This is a genomic window from Streptomyces sp. NPDC002886, assembly GCF_042888445.1.
GTDB lineage: Bacteria > Actinomycetota > Actinomycetes > Streptomycetales > Streptomycetaceae > Streptomyces.
The window spans coordinates 230313-244868 of record NZ_JBIAPV010000001.1 but is presented as its reverse complement, the minus strand read 5'-3'; the positions used below and the strand labels follow the sequence as shown (position 1 = coordinate 244868).

The window sequence follows — 14556 nt, the reverse complement described above, 5'->3', positions numbered from 1 at the left end:
GCTGAATGTAACAAAGCGTGCGCTTCCCATGACGCACGATGACCGGCGTGCGATGTGTAGACCCGCGCGTCGGCGAACGGAGCTTTCCATGAATGACCCGATCACGCTCGCCGCGACGGAGTACGAAGAACCGCGCCGGCTCCCCGACACCCCGGCCGTCCGGCCGTCGGACCCCGACACGGACGACCTCGACCCCGACTTCGGCCCCGGGTACGGGCCCGAGCCGGAGTCCCGGACCGTTCCCGAGGCGCAGGCCGGTCCGCCGGCCGATCCGCAGGCCGGTCCCGGGACCGGGGCCGCACCCGGCCGCGACCCCGTACCCCGGCCCGCGTCGGCCTCCGCGTCCGCGCACACCCTCCTGGAGACCGCCGCCACCGGGCGTTCCGTCCGGGAGGTCACCGATCTGGTGAACCTCCTCAAGGAGTCCGGACAGGTCCCCAACCCAGGGCACGCGGCCCTGCGCGCGGCAGCCGTGGCCCGACCCGTCCACGAGGTCCGCGAGATGGTGACCCTGCTGGGCGAGCCCCCGCACGAGCTGGTCGAGACCGACATCACGCTGCGGGCCGCCGCACTCGGCCGGCCCATCGAGGACGTGGCCCTGCTCGTCAGCATCCTCGGCACCGGCGAGCAGCCCCCGCTGCAGCGCCCCGAGCAGACGGACCGGGCACGGACCCCCGTGCACCAGTCCGCACCGCAGGCCCAGGCCCAGGCCGAGGTCCGGCCACAGCCCCCGGCCCGGGGCCCGGCACGTCAGGGCACCGGCGCGCTGCGCCACATACTGCGCTGGCCGGTGGCGCTCGCCCTGCTCCTCTGCGGCGCGCTGCACGTCCCCGGCGATCTGGCGGGCCTGACCTCCGGTGATCCCGGCGGGCTGCTGGCCCTGGCCGTCACCCTGCTCTGCCTGACGGCCGGAGCCCTGCTGGCGGTACGGGACACGGCCGGTGCGTGGCGGGCCTGCGCGGTGGTCGCGCTCGGCGTGGCCGGGCTCCACGTGGTCGGCGGCGTCGCCGGGTTCGACCCGCTCGGCGGCGCGGTCGGCGGCTCCCTGGAATGGGCCGGCACCACGGCCGTGCTGAGCGCGGCGGCCGGCGCCGTACTCGCCGGCCTGGCCCTGCAGTTCCGTCCGGCGGCCGACCCGGCCGACGGGGCCTGACCCGGGCGGGGAGGGGGCGCGGGCCAGCCGCCCCCGCCCCCTCCCCGCCGTTACGCCGCTACGCCGCTTCGCGGAGGGAGACGCGCGATGGACCCGGTGGCCGCGCTGGACCGGATCGCGTTCCTGCTGGAACGCGCTCAGGAGCCGACCTACCGGGTCCAGGCCTTCCGCACGGCGGCGGCCGCCGTCGGCCGGATGGGCGAGGACGAGCTGGCCGACCGGGTCCGCGCGGGCACCCTCGAAGCGGTCAAGGGCATCGGCCCGAAGACCGCCCAGGTCGTCCGCGAAGCCCTCGGCGGAACCATCCCCGCCTACTTGCGGGGGCTGGAGGAGAAGGCCGCGGCCCACCCCGTGGGCCCGCCGCCCAGCCCCGAGGCCCTCGCCCTGCGCGCAGCCCTGCGCGGCGACTGCCACATGCACTCCGACTGGTCGGACGGAGGCAGCCCCATCGAGGCGATGGCCCGGGCCGCCGCCGCCCTCGGGCACGACTGGGCGGTGCTCACCGACCACTCGCCGCGCCTCACGATCGCCCGGGGACTCTCCCCGGACCGGCTGCGGGAACAGCTGCGCACGGTCGCCGAACTCAACGCGACCTGGGCCCCGTTCCGGCTGCTCACCGGCATCGAGTGCGACATCCTCGACGACGGTTCGCTGGACCAGGAACCGGAACTCCTGGCCGAGGTGGACCTCGTCGTCGGCTCCGTCCACTCCAAGCTCCGGATGGACGCCCCCGCCATGACCCGGCGGATGGTCGCCGCCGTACGCAACCCCCACCTCGACGTCCTCGGCCATTGCACCGGGCGGCTGGTGACGGGCAAGACCCGGCCGGAGTCGCAGTTCGACGCCGAGGCCGTCTTCGCGGCCTGCGCCGAGTCGGGAGCGGCCGTGGAGATCAACAGCCGGCCGGAGCGGCTGGACCCGCCGCGCCGGCTGCTGCGGCTCGCGGTCGCCGCGGGCACCCTCTTCGCGATCGACACCGACGCGCACGCCCCGGGACAGCTCGACTGGCAGACCCTCGGCTGCGAACGCGCCCTGGAATGCGGGGTGACGGCCGACCGGGTCGTCAACACCCGGTCCGCGGCCGAGCTCATCGACTGGACCCGCACCCGCCGACTGCCGTAGCCCCGGCCCACCCGTCGGCCCCGACGCACCTGCCGGCCCCACCGGCCCGGCCCACCCGTCGGCACCGGCCTACCCGCCGGACCCGACGCACCGCCGGCCCCGGCCCACCTGCCGGACCCACCGGCCCCGGCCCACCCGCCGGACCCCCGCCTACTCCTCGGCCCCGCCCTCCGTCCGGGACTCGGTGAGGGTGAAGAGCGCCCCGTCCGGATCGCGCAGGGACACCCACCGGTCGGTCGCGCTCGACGCGGGCTCGGCCACCGTGCGGCCGCCCAGCGCGACGGCCGCCTCCACCGCCGGCTCCAGCGCGGGCACCCGGAAGTGCACGTGCCAGCGCGGCCGGGTGTACGGACTGTACGAACCCGGCTCCACGGGACCGCTGTCGAGGCGCGCCACCGGCTCCCCGTCCTGGCGCAGCACGACCCGCTCCTCCTCGTAGGCGACCTCGCAGCATCCGGCGCGGCCGGTGGCCCACTCCAGCACCTCCCCGTAGAAGATCGCCGACTCGAAGGCGTCCCGGGTGCGCAGCTCCAGCCAGGCCGGTGCCTGTCCCGAACCGACCCGCCAGCCCGAGGAGACCTGGCCCTCCCAGATCCCGAACACCGCCCCGTCGCGGTCCGCCGCCAGCGCCCCGCGGCCCCCCGACTCGAAGGAGACCGGGCCGACCGCGATCGTGCCACTGCGCTCGCGGATCCGGTCCACCGCCACGTCGGCGTCGTCGACCGCGAAGTACGGGGTCCAGGCCACGGCCACCGCGAGGTCTCCGGCCAGCGCCCCGATCCCGGCCACCGGCATCCCGTCCAGCTCGGCGACGGCGAAGGCCTCGCCGAGCCGTGCGGTCCGGAACCGCCAGCCCGCGACCGCACCGTAGAACCGCTGCGCCGCGCCGAGGTCCCGTGCCATCAGGCTCACCCAGCACGGCGCCCCGAAGACGTCCCTCGTCGAAATCTCCACCGTCTGCTCCGTCCTTCACCGGGGCGCGGTCAGCGCGCCGTCCGAGCACAAGCAGTAGCGCCCCGGCCCCGGCCCGGGCCCGCAGGCGCGCCACCGGGACCACCGGCCGTGGGGCACGGATATCCCCTTGGCGGCACCCGGACAGCCCCCTAGGGTGCCGCCTATGACGATCATGAATTCCAAGGACATCGATACAGCGGTGTCGCTCACCACCCGGGCGCTGCGGGAGGTGGCGCACCTGGACTGGGACGTTCCGGCCGCCGGCCTGGAGTGGAGCTGCCGCGACACCGCCGTCCACGTGACCGAGGACTTCACCGCGTACGCCGCTCAGCTCACGGTCCGCGCCACCGACGCGTACGTCCCGCTGGAGATACGGGCCGAGGAGGGCACCGGCCCGGCCGGCCTCGTCGACATGATCGAGGCCTCCGGCGGGTTCCTGTCGGCCGCCGTGGCCCTCGCCGGACCCGGCGCCCGCGCGTGGCACCCGTACGGGGACGCGGGCGCGGACGGCTTCGCCGCGATGGGCGTCGTCGAGACCCTGCTGCACACCCACGACATCCTCGGCGGACTCGGCGTCCACGACTGGGAGCCGGACCCGGCACTGGCCGAACGGGTCCTGGACCGGCTCTTCCCGCACCTCCCGCGCGGCCACGAGCCCTGGCGGACCCTGCTCTGGGCCACGGGCCGGGGCGAACTCCCCGGCCAGGCCCGCCTGACGGTCTGGCGCTGGTACGCCGACCCCGTCGCGGCCGAGCGCGTCCTGCTCTTCCCCATGTCCCCGGCGATCGCGGCCGACCTGAAAGCGGGCGGCAACGGCGGCTTCGCCTGGGTCGGGGACGGCCCCGGCGAGGACACCCGCGAGGCCACCGGGATCGTCACGAGGGCGCGCGAGGCAGGGACCTACCGGGCGGGCTGGGGACCGTACGTCATCGTCCGCACGAGCGACCGCAGGGCCATCGGCGGCATGGGCTTCCACGCGGCCCCGGACGAGGACGGCCGCGTCGAGCTCGGCTACGACCTCGTGCCCTCGGCACGCGGCAACGGCTACGCCACCGAGGCGCTGAAGGCCCTGTCGGCCTGGGCCTTCGGCCGGCCGGGCGTCACCCGGCTGGAGGCCACGACGGACGAGGACAACGCCTCCTCCCAGGCGGTGCTGCGGCGTGCCGGTTTCACCGGGGCCGCTACCGGGGAGGGCCTGGTCCGGTACGTCCTACGGGGCTGAGCGGAGCCCGGGCACGCCCTGGCCTCCCGCCGCGCCCCCGCCTCGGAAAGCAGGTCGCGCATGGTGAGTTCGCAGGTCCCGCTGATCGATCTCGGCCCGTGGCGCACCGGGGGGCCCGAGGCGCGCCGCCTCGTGGCCGCCCAGGTCGACGAGGCGCTCCAGGCGGCCGGATTCCTGCTGGTGACCGGGCACGGGGTGGACCCGGAGCTGCCCCGGCGGATCCGGGAGGCGGCGTGGACCTTCTTCCGGCTCCCGGACGCCGCCAAGGCCCCGTACGCCGTCGCGGTCGGCGGCCGCGGCTGGCTCGGTCCGGGCGCCGAGGCCAACAGCTACGCGGAGGGCGCGGCCTCCCCGCCGGACCTCAAGGAATCCTGGTCCTGGGCGGCGGAGGACCCGACCGGGATCCCCGCCGTGGACGCCGAGTGGTTCCGGCCCAACGCGTGGCCGGCCGAAGTGCCCGCGCTGCGCGGGCTGGTGACGGAGTACCTGGCCGCGATGCGGGCGCTCTCCGACGAGCTGCTCGAGCTGCTGGCCGGCGCCCTGGGCCTGGGCGCGGACCATTTCACCCGCCACACCGGCCACCCCACCTGGGGGTTCAACGTCAACTGGTATCCCGGCACCGAGACCGTCGGGCCGCCGCTGCCCGGCCAGTTCCGCATCGGCGCGCACACCGACTTCGGCACCGTCACCGTCCTGGACCGCCAGCTCGGCGCGGGCGGACTGCAGATCCACACCGACGCCGAGGGCTGGCAGGACGCCCCGTACGATCCGGCCGCGCTCACCGTGAACATCGGGGACCTCATGGCGCGCTGGACGGGCGACCGGTGGCGGGCGGGCCGCCACCGGGTGCTGCCACCGCCCTCCGACGCGCCCGCCGAGGAGCTGATCTCGCTCGTCTACTTCTACGAGTGCGACCCGCACACCCGGGTGGAATCCCTCCCGGCGCCGCTGGGACGGATCGTGCACGAGCCGGTCGACTCGCACGTCCACCTGCGGGCGCAGCTCGACGCGATCACCGTCCCGGTGGGGGATCGGGCGGGGGATCGGACGGGTGGTCCGGCGGCAAGCCCGGCGGCGGCCCAGACGGGAGCCCAGGCGGCAGGTAAGGCGGCAGGTCAGGCGGCTCCGGAGGCCTAGCGGGGCCCGCCCGGGGGCCCGCCGGCCGCCCCGTGGGGGACCCGATTACGCGATGTCCGGCGCGTTCGGCAGGATGGGAGGCATGACCGAGATCCGTACCCCCCGCCTCCTCCTCCGCCGCTGGTCCGAGGACGACCTCGTCCCCCTGTCGGAGATCCTCGCCGACCCCGAGGTGATGCGCTGGATCGGCGACGGCGAGACCCTCGACCTGGAGGAGACCGCCGAGACCATCGAGCGGTGGGAGGACGAGTGGGACGAGGAGGGCTTCGGGATCTTCGCCGTGGAGCTGCTGGCCTCCGGCGAGCTGATCGGAGCCGTCGGGCTCTCCATGCCGTGGTGGCTGCCCGAGGTCCTGCCCGCGGCCGAGATCACCTGGCGGCTCGGCCGCTCCTACTGGGGCCAGGGCTACGGCTCCGAGGCCGCGCACGCCACCCTGGAGTTCGCCCTCCAGGAACGAGGCCTCGACCGGGTCGTCGCCGTGAACCGGGCGGGCAACGACGAGTCCGAGAACGTGATCCGCAAGCTGGGCATGACCGCCGAGAAGGACATCAACCACCCGCAGACGCACGCGCTCCTCAACCTCCACGGCATCGACCTGACGGAGTACGAGGGCTGATCCGCCCCTGCCCGGCGCGTTCCCGCATCGACCGATCGGCCGACCCCGCTGTCGGCCGCCGGGCCGAGCGGCCGGGCGGCCCCGCGAGGTGAGGATGGGTACGGGGGAGCGGGCGCACCACCGGCCCCGCCCCCGGAACCGAGAGGGGCACCGCCATGCCGCAGCACGACCGCCCGCACCCGCGCCGCCGCGTACGCGGTACCCGTACCGCCCTCGCGGCCCTCGCCGGAGCGCTGCTGCTGGGGGCCTGCTCGACCCCCGGCGCGCCGCGGGCCGCCGCCCCCGCGGCCTCGCCGCTCCCGACGGCCTCGGCCACCCCGGGCGGCACCCTGCTGGTCGCCGACTTCGGCGCCGACACCGTCAGCTTCGTGGACCCGGACTGCGGCACGGTCGGCTCGGTGCCGGTGGGCAGGGCCCCGTACGGCCTGGTGGTCGGCGCGGACGGCCGGGCCTGGGTGGCCACCGCCGAGGGCGTCGCCGTCGTGGACACGCGGACGCGGACCCGGTCGGCCCTGATCCCCTACCGCACCACCGGCACCGGGCCCGTCACCGGCGGGGAGTACCGGGGCGGCGGCATGGGCATCGCGCTCTCGCCCGACGGGGCGCACGCGTACGTCGGGGTCAACGTGCCCGGGACCACCGGCGTCCTGGAGGTCATCGACACGGCGAGGACCGAGGTCACGGCCGTGGTGCCGGTGGGCCGGCGTCCCTTCGACGTGGACGTCGCGCGCGACGGCTCGGAGGTGTACGTCACCGGCCACGACTCCTTCGACGTCACCGTCGTGCCGGTCGGGCCGGGCGGGCCCGGCACCGGCACGCCGTCGGCGGCGCCGCGGCGCATCGAGGTCGCCCCGTACGGGACGGAGGGCGGTCTCGGCTCCTGGCTGAAGCCGCACTACGCCGTCGTACGGCCGGCGGACGGGATGCTGCTGCTGCCCTTCGAGGGCGAGCGGCTCGCGGTGGTGGATCCGGCCACGGGCCGCACCACGGTGGAGGAGATGACCGCAGACACCCATCAGCACGGGGCCGCGGTCACGGAGGACGGCCGCCTGCTGGTGGTCGGTACGGGGGCGGTGGAACCGGGCAAGGGCAAGGGGCCCTCCCTCACGGTCCGTTCCCCGGACGGCTCGGAGCGGGTGTACCCGCTGGACGGGCCGCACGAGGACGTGGCCGTGTCCCGGGACGGGCGGACGGCCTACGTCACCGGGGGCTACACCCGCGACGGCTACTGGAACGGCATCACGGTCGTGGACCTCGACAGCGGGACCAGCCGCCGGCTCGCGGCGGGCTTGCGTCCGCTGGGCATCGCGGTCCTGGGGTGAGCGGTCCTGCGGTGCTCGGTCCCGCGGTGCGCGGTGGTGGGATGAGCGGCGTCAGCTCGCGCAGGTGTCCAGCATGGTGGAGAGCGTCTTCTTCTCGGGTTCGGTGACGGTCAGGCCGTACACGGACTTGACCGTGGTCCAGGCCCGACCGTACTGGCACCAGGCAGCCTTCGACGGCGGCTGCCACAGGTCGGGACTCTGGTCGCCCTTCGAGCGGTTCGACGAGGCCGTCACCGCCAGCAGTTGGGGGTGCGTCAGATCGTTCGCGAAGGCCTTGCGCTTCGCGGCGTCCCAGCCGGCCGCGCCGGAGCGCCAGCCTTCGGCGAGGGGCACCATGTGGTCGATGTCCATCTTCGAGGCCTCGGTGACCACCACCTCGTCGTACAGGCTCTTCCACGTGCCGGACACGGCCTTGCACTGGGAGTCCCGGGTGACCTTCGCACCGTCCCGCTGGAGGATGACCTCGCGGGTGTCGCATTTGTCGCCCTGCTCCGCCCAGTGCGTGAACTTGTCCCGGCTGTAGCCGGACATGGTTCCCGGGGCCGCCACCTTCAGCGCCGCCAGCTGGGTACGGGCCACGGAGGCGGCGACCATGCCGGGGAGCACGTCACCGGTGGGGCGCTTCCCGTCCGCGGGAGCCCCGGAGGGCGCGGAAGCGGAGGGCGCGGCGCCGCCCGGCTTCGGGTCGTCGCGGGGATTCGCCCCGGTTCCGCTCCCCGCTCCGGAACAGCCGGCGGCCGCCAGCAGCAGCCCGGCCGCCAGTACCGCACCGCGCACCCGTATCTGACGCCCCATGACCCCACCCCGAACCCCGCCGCACACTGTGTCGCGGGAAGCCTACCCATGCCGGACGCCGGTCGAAGCCAAGCCCGTTGGCGCGGCGGGCGGCGAACGTTCCCCGGGCGTACGCCGGGTGGTGCCCGGGGGTGCTCCAGGGCCGGGCATGGCGCAGGGCCGGTAGGCCGAAAGGGACGACCTCGGCCGCCCGGGTTCAGCCGCCGTGGGCGCGCAACCACTCCTCCAGGACGGTGAAGTCGGCGTTCCCGAGGCCGAGCCGGGGGTCGACGCGGTGCAGGAGGGCCGAGCCGGGGTGGTGGACGGACACCCAGCGGCGGTCCGCGTCGCCGATCTCGTCGTCGACCCAGGCGAACGCCCGGCCCGCCGCCCACGCGACGAGACCGCCGGTCTTCCAGTGCACCGCGCCGCGGCCGTCCGCGGCGGAGGGCTCGGGCCACTCCACCACCGGCAGGGCCTGCAGTCCGAGCCGCGGGGAGAGGCACAGGTTCGCGTCCTCGCCCCAGGTCGTGGCCCACACCAGCTCGCACGGCAGCCCGGCCAGCCGGGGGCCGAGCGCCGGATCGGCCCGGGCGAGCAGGGGGTGGCCGCCGGAGGGGTCGGCCGTGCCCGGAGCCGTGTGGACCGGGTGCCCGTGCGGGGAGCCGAACGGGATGAGCGGGCCGTCGACGTCCAGGAAGAGGAGGGGGCGGCGGCGGTCGTGCGAGGTCTCGGGGCCGGTGGGGGCGGTGGCGGCGCTGTCCATGCGGCCCAGGGATATCAGGCGGCCGCCACGTCTGTCCCCGGCATTACGGAGGCCATGGTGCCCGCCGCGCGCTCCAAGCATTGCTTGGGGTTGCCATAAGTCCGGGTTATGGGGTCATAAGCCGGGGGTGGGTGCCGGGTTAGGCTGCCCTTAGCTTAGGGTTCACCTTGATCGAGTCTTTCGCCGTTCGAAGGGAACCCAGTCATGCCTCGCCCCCTGCGGGTAGCAATCGTCGGTGCCGGCCCTGCCGGCATCTACGCCGCCGACGCCCTGCTGAAGTCCGAGGCGGCCACCGAGCCGGGTGTGTCCATCGACATCTTCGAGCGGATGCCTGCCCCCTTCGGTCTGATCCGTTACGGCGTCGCGCCCGACCACCCCCGCATCAAGGGCATCATCACCGCCCTGCACCAGGTGCTCGACAAGCCGCAGGTCCGCCTCTTCGGCAACGTCGACTACCCGAACGACATCAGCCTCGACGAGCTGCGTTCCTTCTACGACGCCGTGATCTTCTCCACCGGCGCCACCGCGGACCGCGCGCTCACCATCCCCGGTGTCGACCTCGACGGCTCCTACGGCGCCGCCGACTTCGTCTCCTGGTACGACGGCCACCCGGACGTCCCGCGCACCTGGCCGCTGGAGGCCGAGAAGGTCGCCGTCCTCGGCGTCGGCAACGTGGCCCTCGACGTGGCCCGGATCCTCGCCAAGACCGCCGACGAGCTGCTGCCGACCGAGATCCCGGCGAACGTCCACGACGGCCTCAAGGCCAACAAGGCCCTCGAGGTCCACGTCTTCGGCCGTCGCGGCCCGGCGCAGGCCAAGTTCAGCCCGATGGAGCTGCGCGAGCTGGACCACTCGCCGACCATCGAGGTCATCGTCAACCCCGAGGACATCGAGTACGACGAGGGCTCGATCGCCGAGCGCCGCAAGAACAAGCAGACCGACATGGTCGCCAAGACCCTGGAGAACTGGGCGATCCGCGACATAGGCGAGCGCCCGCACAAGCTCTTCCTGCACTTCTTCGAGTCGCCCACCGAGATCCTCGGCGAGGACGGCAAGGTCGTGGGCCTGCGCACCGAGCGCACCGAGCTCGACGGCACCGGCAACGTCAAGGGCACCGGCGCGTTCACCGACTGGGACGTCCAGTCCGTCTACCGCGCGGTCGGATACCTCTCCGACGAGCTGCCCAAGCTGCCGTGGGACGTCGACTCCGGCACGGTTCCGGACCAGGGCGGCCGCGTCATGGAGGCCGGCTCGCACCTGGCGTCCACGTACGTCACCGGCTGGATCCGCCGCGGCCCGATCGGCCTCATCGGCCACACCAAGGGCGACGCGAACGAGACGGTCGCCAGCCTGCTCGCCGACCACGCGGACGGCAACCTGCTGACGCCGGCCGCTCCCGAGCCCGAGGCGGTCGAGACCTTCCTCGTGCAGAAGGAGGTCCGCTTCACGACGTGGGAGGGCTGGTACAAGCTCGACGCCGCCGAGAAGGCGCTGGGCGAGCCGCAGGGCCGCGAGCGCGTGAAGCTCGTCGAGCGCGAGGACATGCTCAAGGCGAGCGGGGCGTAGCCGGTCCCCGGAGCCCGGCCGGCCCTGTGGGCCGGTCGGGCGGCCGTGTCCATGGGCTCACGTGCACGTGAGCGTCTTACGGAAGTCTGACGGGCGGCCCCGGACCCTGGCGGTCCGGGGTGCGCGGGTGGTCGAATCGCCACGTGAGCACAGACCAGCAACCCGGCCCGGACCCCGGCCCCGATCCCGACGCCGCCCTCGACCCCGATCCCGACGGCCGCGGCGCCCCCGTGGGCCGGCGGCTGGTCCTCGGGATGGTGGGGCTCGGCGCCCTCGGTCTGGCCCTCGCGCCGAAGCTCCAGGCCGGGTTCGACGCCGTACTGGGTTCGGCCGCGAGCAAGGACCCCACCGGGCTCACCGGACTGCTCCCGGGTGGCGGCGGGTTCCGCTACTACTCGGTCGCCTCCTCGGTTCCCGAACGCGGCCCGGCCGACTACCGGCTGACCGTCGACGGCCTGGTCGAGCGCCCGGCCACGTACACCCTCGACGCGCTGCGGGCCCTGCCGCAGACCCGGATCGTCCGCGACGTCCAGTGCGTGACGGGCTGGCGGGTCCCCGAGACCCCCTTCGAGGGCGTCCCGCTCTTCCGGCTGCTGGATGCCGCCGGGGTCCAACCCGAGGCCCGCGCCATCCGGTTCACCTGCTTCGACGGCACCTACACCGAGAGCCTCACGCTCCCGCAGGCCCGCCGCGAGGACGTCATGGTGGCCCTGAACATGCAGGACAAGCCCCTCGGTCACGCCCACGGCGGCCCGGTGCGCCTCTACGCGGCCCCCATGTACTTCTACAAGTCGGCGAAATGGCTGTCGGGCATCACCGTCACCCGGGACGTCCAGCCCGGCTACTGGGAGAAACTCGGCTACGACGTCGACGCCTGGGTCGGCAAATCGAACGGACGCGACGATGCCCCGACCGTCTGAACCCCCGGCCGGACAGGCCGGACACGCCGCACAGGCCGCACAGGCCGAACAGCTTGGGCCGGCGGTCCCGCCGGGGGAGTCCGCGGCCGGGCGCCCCGCCCGCGTGGGCCGGTTCGGCCCCGCCGTGCGGCTGGTCCACCTGGCCACCGCCACCTTCACCGGGGTGTGTCTGGCGAGCGCGGCCTGCCTCTATCTGCCGCCCCTCGCCGAACTCGTCGGCCGCCGCCACCTCGTGGTCACCGTCCACGAGTGGTCCGGACTGCTGATCCCGGCGCCCGTCCTGCTGGGGCTCGGCTCCCGGGCCTTCCGCGGTGACCTGCGCCGGCTGAACCGCTTCGGCCCGCACGACCGCACCTGGCTCCGCTCCGCCCTGCGCCGCGACCACCGGCCGGCCGCCCGCCCGGCGGGCAAGTTCAACGCCGGGCAGAAGCTCTACGCGAGCTGGAGCGCCGGCGCTGCCCTCGTGATGCTCGGCACCGGTCTGCTGATGTGGTTCACCGGGCTGGCCCCGCTGACCTGGCGGACCGGGGCTACCTTCGTCCACGACTGGCTGGCCATCGCCATGACGGTGGCCGTCGCGGGCCACGTCATGATGGCGGTCCGCGACCCGGAGGCCCGGCGCGGCATGCGGACGGGTTCGGTGACCGCCGACTGGGCGCGGCGCGAGCACCCGCTGTGGCGCCCGGAGGGATCGTCCGCCGGGGACGTACGCCCTACTCCGGCCCGGCCGCCGCGTCCAGGGCGGCGGTGAGCCGCCGCAGGCGGTCCTGAAGCTCCTTGATCTCGCCGAGTTCGAAGCCGGTCGCGGCCGCGATGCGCCGGGGCACCTCGACGGCCCGCACGCGCAGGGCCGTACCGGCCTCGGTGGGCCGTACGTGCACGGACCGTTCGTCCGCGGCGCTGCGCTCGCGCGCGAGCAGACCGGCCGCCTCCAGGCGCTTGAGGAGGGGGGAGAGCGTGCCCGAGTCGAGCCGCAGGTGCTGCCCGAGCTGTTTGACCGGCATCTCGCCGTGCTCCCAGAGCACCAGCATCACCAGGTACTGGGGGTAGGTCAGCCCGAGGTCCTTCAGGACGACCCGGTAGAGCCCGCCGAAGGCGCGGTTCGCCGCGCCCAGCGCGAAGCAGATCTGGCCGTCGAGGCGCAGGAAGTCCTGGTCGGGGAGGGCGTCGGTCGATTGCTCGGTCATGGAGGGAAGTGTACCCGGGGTGCCGTGGTGGCAACTGAATTGTGCACAACTTAATTGTGTGCCATATTGATGGGGCGAGGCCGTCGGTCGACGGCCCCGCCTCCGCCCCGTGAGAGGAACCCCCGAGATGGACGCGATCTACACTGCTGTCGCCACCGCCAACGGCCGCGAAGGCCGCGCCGTCAGCTCCGACGGTCAGATCGACCTGGCGCTGGCCATGCCGCCGGCCCTCGGTGGCAGCGGCCTGGGCACCAACCCCGAGCAGCTCTTCGCGGCCGGATACGCCGCCTGCTTCGCCAGCGCCCTCGGGCTGGTCGGCCGCCAGGCCAAGGTCGACACCAGCGAGATCTCGGTGACCTCGGAGGTCTCCATCGGCAAGGACGGCGCGGGCTTCGGTCTGGCCGTGGTCCTGCGCGTGGAACTCCCCGAGGCGCTGATGGGGGAGACCGGCACGCTGCTGGTCAAGCAGGCTCATGAGGTCTGCCCCTACTCCCGAGCCACGCGCGGCAACATCCCCGTCGAGCTCGTCGTCGAGTAGTCCGCTCCTTCAGGGCGGCGGTTCCGGGCGGAATGCCGGGAGCCGCCGCCTTTTTGCGTCGTGACCGCAGGCCGGGCACAACAAACCCTTATCTGCTAGGTGAGACGGCCTGTTCTCGCTGTAGATGCGCGCGAAATGGACTGCTAATGTCCGCATGCGCGACTCTGGATGAGGGAGAAAATTACATGCCAAAGACAGTTCTGCGGCGCGCCGTCGCAGGAAAGTCACTGGTCATCGGCACCCTCCTGGCCCTTCTGGTGCCGGGATCGGCCTACGCCAACACCGTCGGCGTGACGGTGAAGACTCCGGGAGCCACCTCCGGGCCCGCGGCGACCTTCTCCGAGATATCCACCCACGCGGACTGCTCCTCTGGGCTCATCTCCGGTGGCGGGATCAACCAGGCCATCGGCACCGGGACCTCGTCCAACGGCAACAAGGTGGACGGCACCGCGCCCAGCCCCGACGGCAGCACCGAGTACACCGGCTCGACCGGTGTCGTCGGTACCGACGTGACGCACTGGCTCGGCATCGGGGGCAGCGGGGGAGCGGTCAACGCCTCGTTCTCCAGCACCCCTTACGCGGTGTGCTTCACCAGCAACCTGATCAACCACACCCAGGTGGTGATGAACAAGGTCGCCGGACCCACCGCGGCCTCCACGGTCGGCCTCGTCACCGCCACCTGCCCGGCCAACACCCGCCTGCTCGGCGGCGGCGCCCGGATCACCCCGGCCGACGTCGGCAGCCTGAAGCCGATCGCGTCCTTCCCCACCTTCAACGACGCCGGGCACGCCTACGGCCAGAAGGCGGCGGCCGACGGCGAGTCGAACCCCGACTCCTGGACCGCGGTCGGCTGGAACGGCGGTGGCGGCGGCACCGGCAACACGACGTACGCCTACGCGATCTGCAGCGGCAGCAACATCAACATCAGCGGTGCCACGGTCAAGGTGCGCTACAGCGAGGTCAGCGGCCCGACCGCGGCCACGTCGGGGCAGACCGCGACGGTCGGCTGCGGCGGCGGCGACGGCAAGCTGATCAGCGGGGGCGCGGCCATCAGCGGCGGCAGCGTGACGACCACCGCCTTCACCGGACCGGGCTCCCCGGGCGACCACCTCAACGGTAGCTACCCCAGCAACTCCGGCGGCACCCCGGTCGGCGACGGGACCACCACGGCCTCCTACTGGACGGCCTACAGCCACACGGGCGGCGGAAGCTCGCCCAACACCTACACCGACGCCTGGGCGCTGTGCGCCGACGACGGCGTCTGAGCGGTATGGCCGAC

15 protein-coding genes are annotated in these 14556 nt (G+C 74.0%); 11 read left to right on the top strand and 4 right to left on the bottom strand.

What is annotated here, in order from left to right; all coding sequences use genetic code 11:
* The first annotated feature begins 88 nt into the window (after positions 1–88).
* Both ACFYYB_RS01035 and ACFYYB_RS01030 read left to right on the top strand, forming a co-directional pair.
* Positions 89–1153, top strand: coding sequence for a hypothetical protein (locus ACFYYB_RS01035; RefSeq protein WP_389432441.1), 1065 nt, complete (start codon positions 89–91; stop codon positions 1151–1153).
* Positions 1154–1240: 87 nt separating this feature from the next.
* On the top strand, positions 1241–2275 hold the full coding sequence (locus ACFYYB_RS01030) for a PHP domain-containing protein (RefSeq protein WP_389432439.1): 1035 nt from the start codon (positions 1241–1243) through the stop codon (positions 2273–2275).
* A gap of 150 nt (positions 2276–2425) precedes the next feature.
* Here ACFYYB_RS01030 and ACFYYB_RS01025 read toward each other — a convergent pair whose 3' ends face one another.
* A complete protein-coding gene (locus tag ACFYYB_RS01025; protein WP_389433436.1) occupies positions 2426–3178 on the bottom strand; it encodes a VOC family protein in 753 nt (250 codons plus the stop codon).
* A 214-nt stretch (positions 3179–3392) separates the two neighbouring features.
* Between ACFYYB_RS01025 and ACFYYB_RS01020 the strand changes: the two genes are divergently transcribed.
* The 4 genes from ACFYYB_RS01020 (at position 3393) to ACFYYB_RS01005 (ending at position 7526) form a co-directional block, all read left to right on the top strand.
* Positions 3393–4451, top strand: a complete 1059-nt coding sequence (locus tag ACFYYB_RS01020; protein WP_389432437.1) for a GNAT family N-acetyltransferase — start codon at positions 3393–3395, stop codon at positions 4449–4451.
* A 60-nt stretch (positions 4452–4511) separates the two neighbouring features.
* A complete protein-coding gene (locus ACFYYB_RS01015) occupies positions 4512–5588 on the top strand; it encodes an isopenicillin N synthase family dioxygenase (RefSeq protein ID WP_389432436.1) in 1077 nt (358 codons plus the stop codon).
* An 82-nt stretch (positions 5589–5670) separates the two neighbouring features.
* Positions 5671–6204: a GNAT family N-acetyltransferase gene (locus ACFYYB_RS01010; protein ID WP_389432435.1), complete on the top strand. Its 534-nt coding sequence runs from the start codon at positions 5671–5673 to the stop codon at positions 6202–6204.
* 155 nt (positions 6205–6359) lie between these two features.
* Complete coding sequence (locus ACFYYB_RS01005) at positions 6360–7526, top strand: hypothetical protein (protein WP_389432434.1); 1167 nt, start codon at positions 6360–6362, stop codon at positions 7524–7526.
* A gap of 51 nt (positions 7527–7577) precedes the next feature.
* Here the strand turns inward: ACFYYB_RS01005 and ACFYYB_RS01000 are convergent, their stop codons facing one another.
* Entirely contained in the window at positions 7578–8321 is a 744-nt protein-coding gene (locus ACFYYB_RS01000) for a DUF1524 domain-containing protein (protein ID WP_389432432.1), read from the bottom strand.
* 196 nt (positions 8322–8517) lie between these two features.
* The gene (locus ACFYYB_RS00995; protein WP_389432430.1) at positions 8518–9066 is read right to left on the bottom strand and encodes a hypothetical protein; all 549 of its coding nucleotides are present in this window, start codon (positions 9064–9066) and stop codon (positions 8518–8520) included.
* A gap of 204 nt (positions 9067–9270) precedes the next feature.
* On the opposite strand from ACFYYB_RS00995, the gene ACFYYB_RS00990 reads away from it, so the two are divergent.
* From ACFYYB_RS00990 to ACFYYB_RS00980, 3 genes are all read left to right on the top strand, one after another.
* Positions 9271–10632, top strand: a complete 1362-nt coding sequence (locus tag ACFYYB_RS00990; protein WP_389432429.1) for an FAD-dependent oxidoreductase — start codon at positions 9271–9273, stop codon at positions 10630–10632.
* A 254-nt stretch (positions 10633–10886) separates the two neighbouring features.
* Positions 10887–11552 carry a molybdopterin-dependent oxidoreductase gene (locus ACFYYB_RS00985; RefSeq protein WP_389433435.1) on the top strand — a complete coding sequence of 222 codons (666 nt, stop codon included), beginning with the start codon at positions 10887–10889 and terminating at the stop codon, positions 11550–11552.
* A complete protein-coding gene (locus ACFYYB_RS00980) occupies positions 11536–12303 on the top strand; it encodes a cytochrome b/b6 domain-containing protein (RefSeq protein WP_389432428.1) in 768 nt (255 codons plus the stop codon). Before ACFYYB_RS00985 ends, ACFYYB_RS00980 begins: the two co-directional genes overlap by 17 nt.
* Here ACFYYB_RS00980 and ACFYYB_RS00975 read toward each other — a convergent pair.
* Entirely contained in the window at positions 12266–12739 is a 474-nt protein-coding gene (locus ACFYYB_RS00975; protein WP_389432426.1) for a MarR family winged helix-turn-helix transcriptional regulator, read from the bottom strand. The genes ACFYYB_RS00980 and ACFYYB_RS00975 overlap by 38 nt on opposite strands.
* 127 nt (positions 12740–12866) lie before the next feature.
* Between ACFYYB_RS00975 and ACFYYB_RS00970 the strand changes: the two genes are divergently transcribed.
* Both ACFYYB_RS00970 and ACFYYB_RS00965 read left to right on the top strand, forming a co-directional pair.
* Positions 12867–13277, top strand: coding sequence for an organic hydroperoxide resistance protein (locus tag ACFYYB_RS00970; RefSeq protein ID WP_250741571.1), 411 nt, complete (start codon positions 12867–12869; stop codon positions 13275–13277).
* 185 nt (positions 13278–13462) lie between these two features.
* On the top strand, positions 13463–14542 hold the full coding sequence (locus ACFYYB_RS00965) for a hypothetical protein (RefSeq protein WP_389432424.1): 1080 nt from the start codon (positions 13463–13465) through the stop codon (positions 14540–14542).
* The last annotated feature ends 14 nt before the right edge of the window (positions 14543–14556 follow it).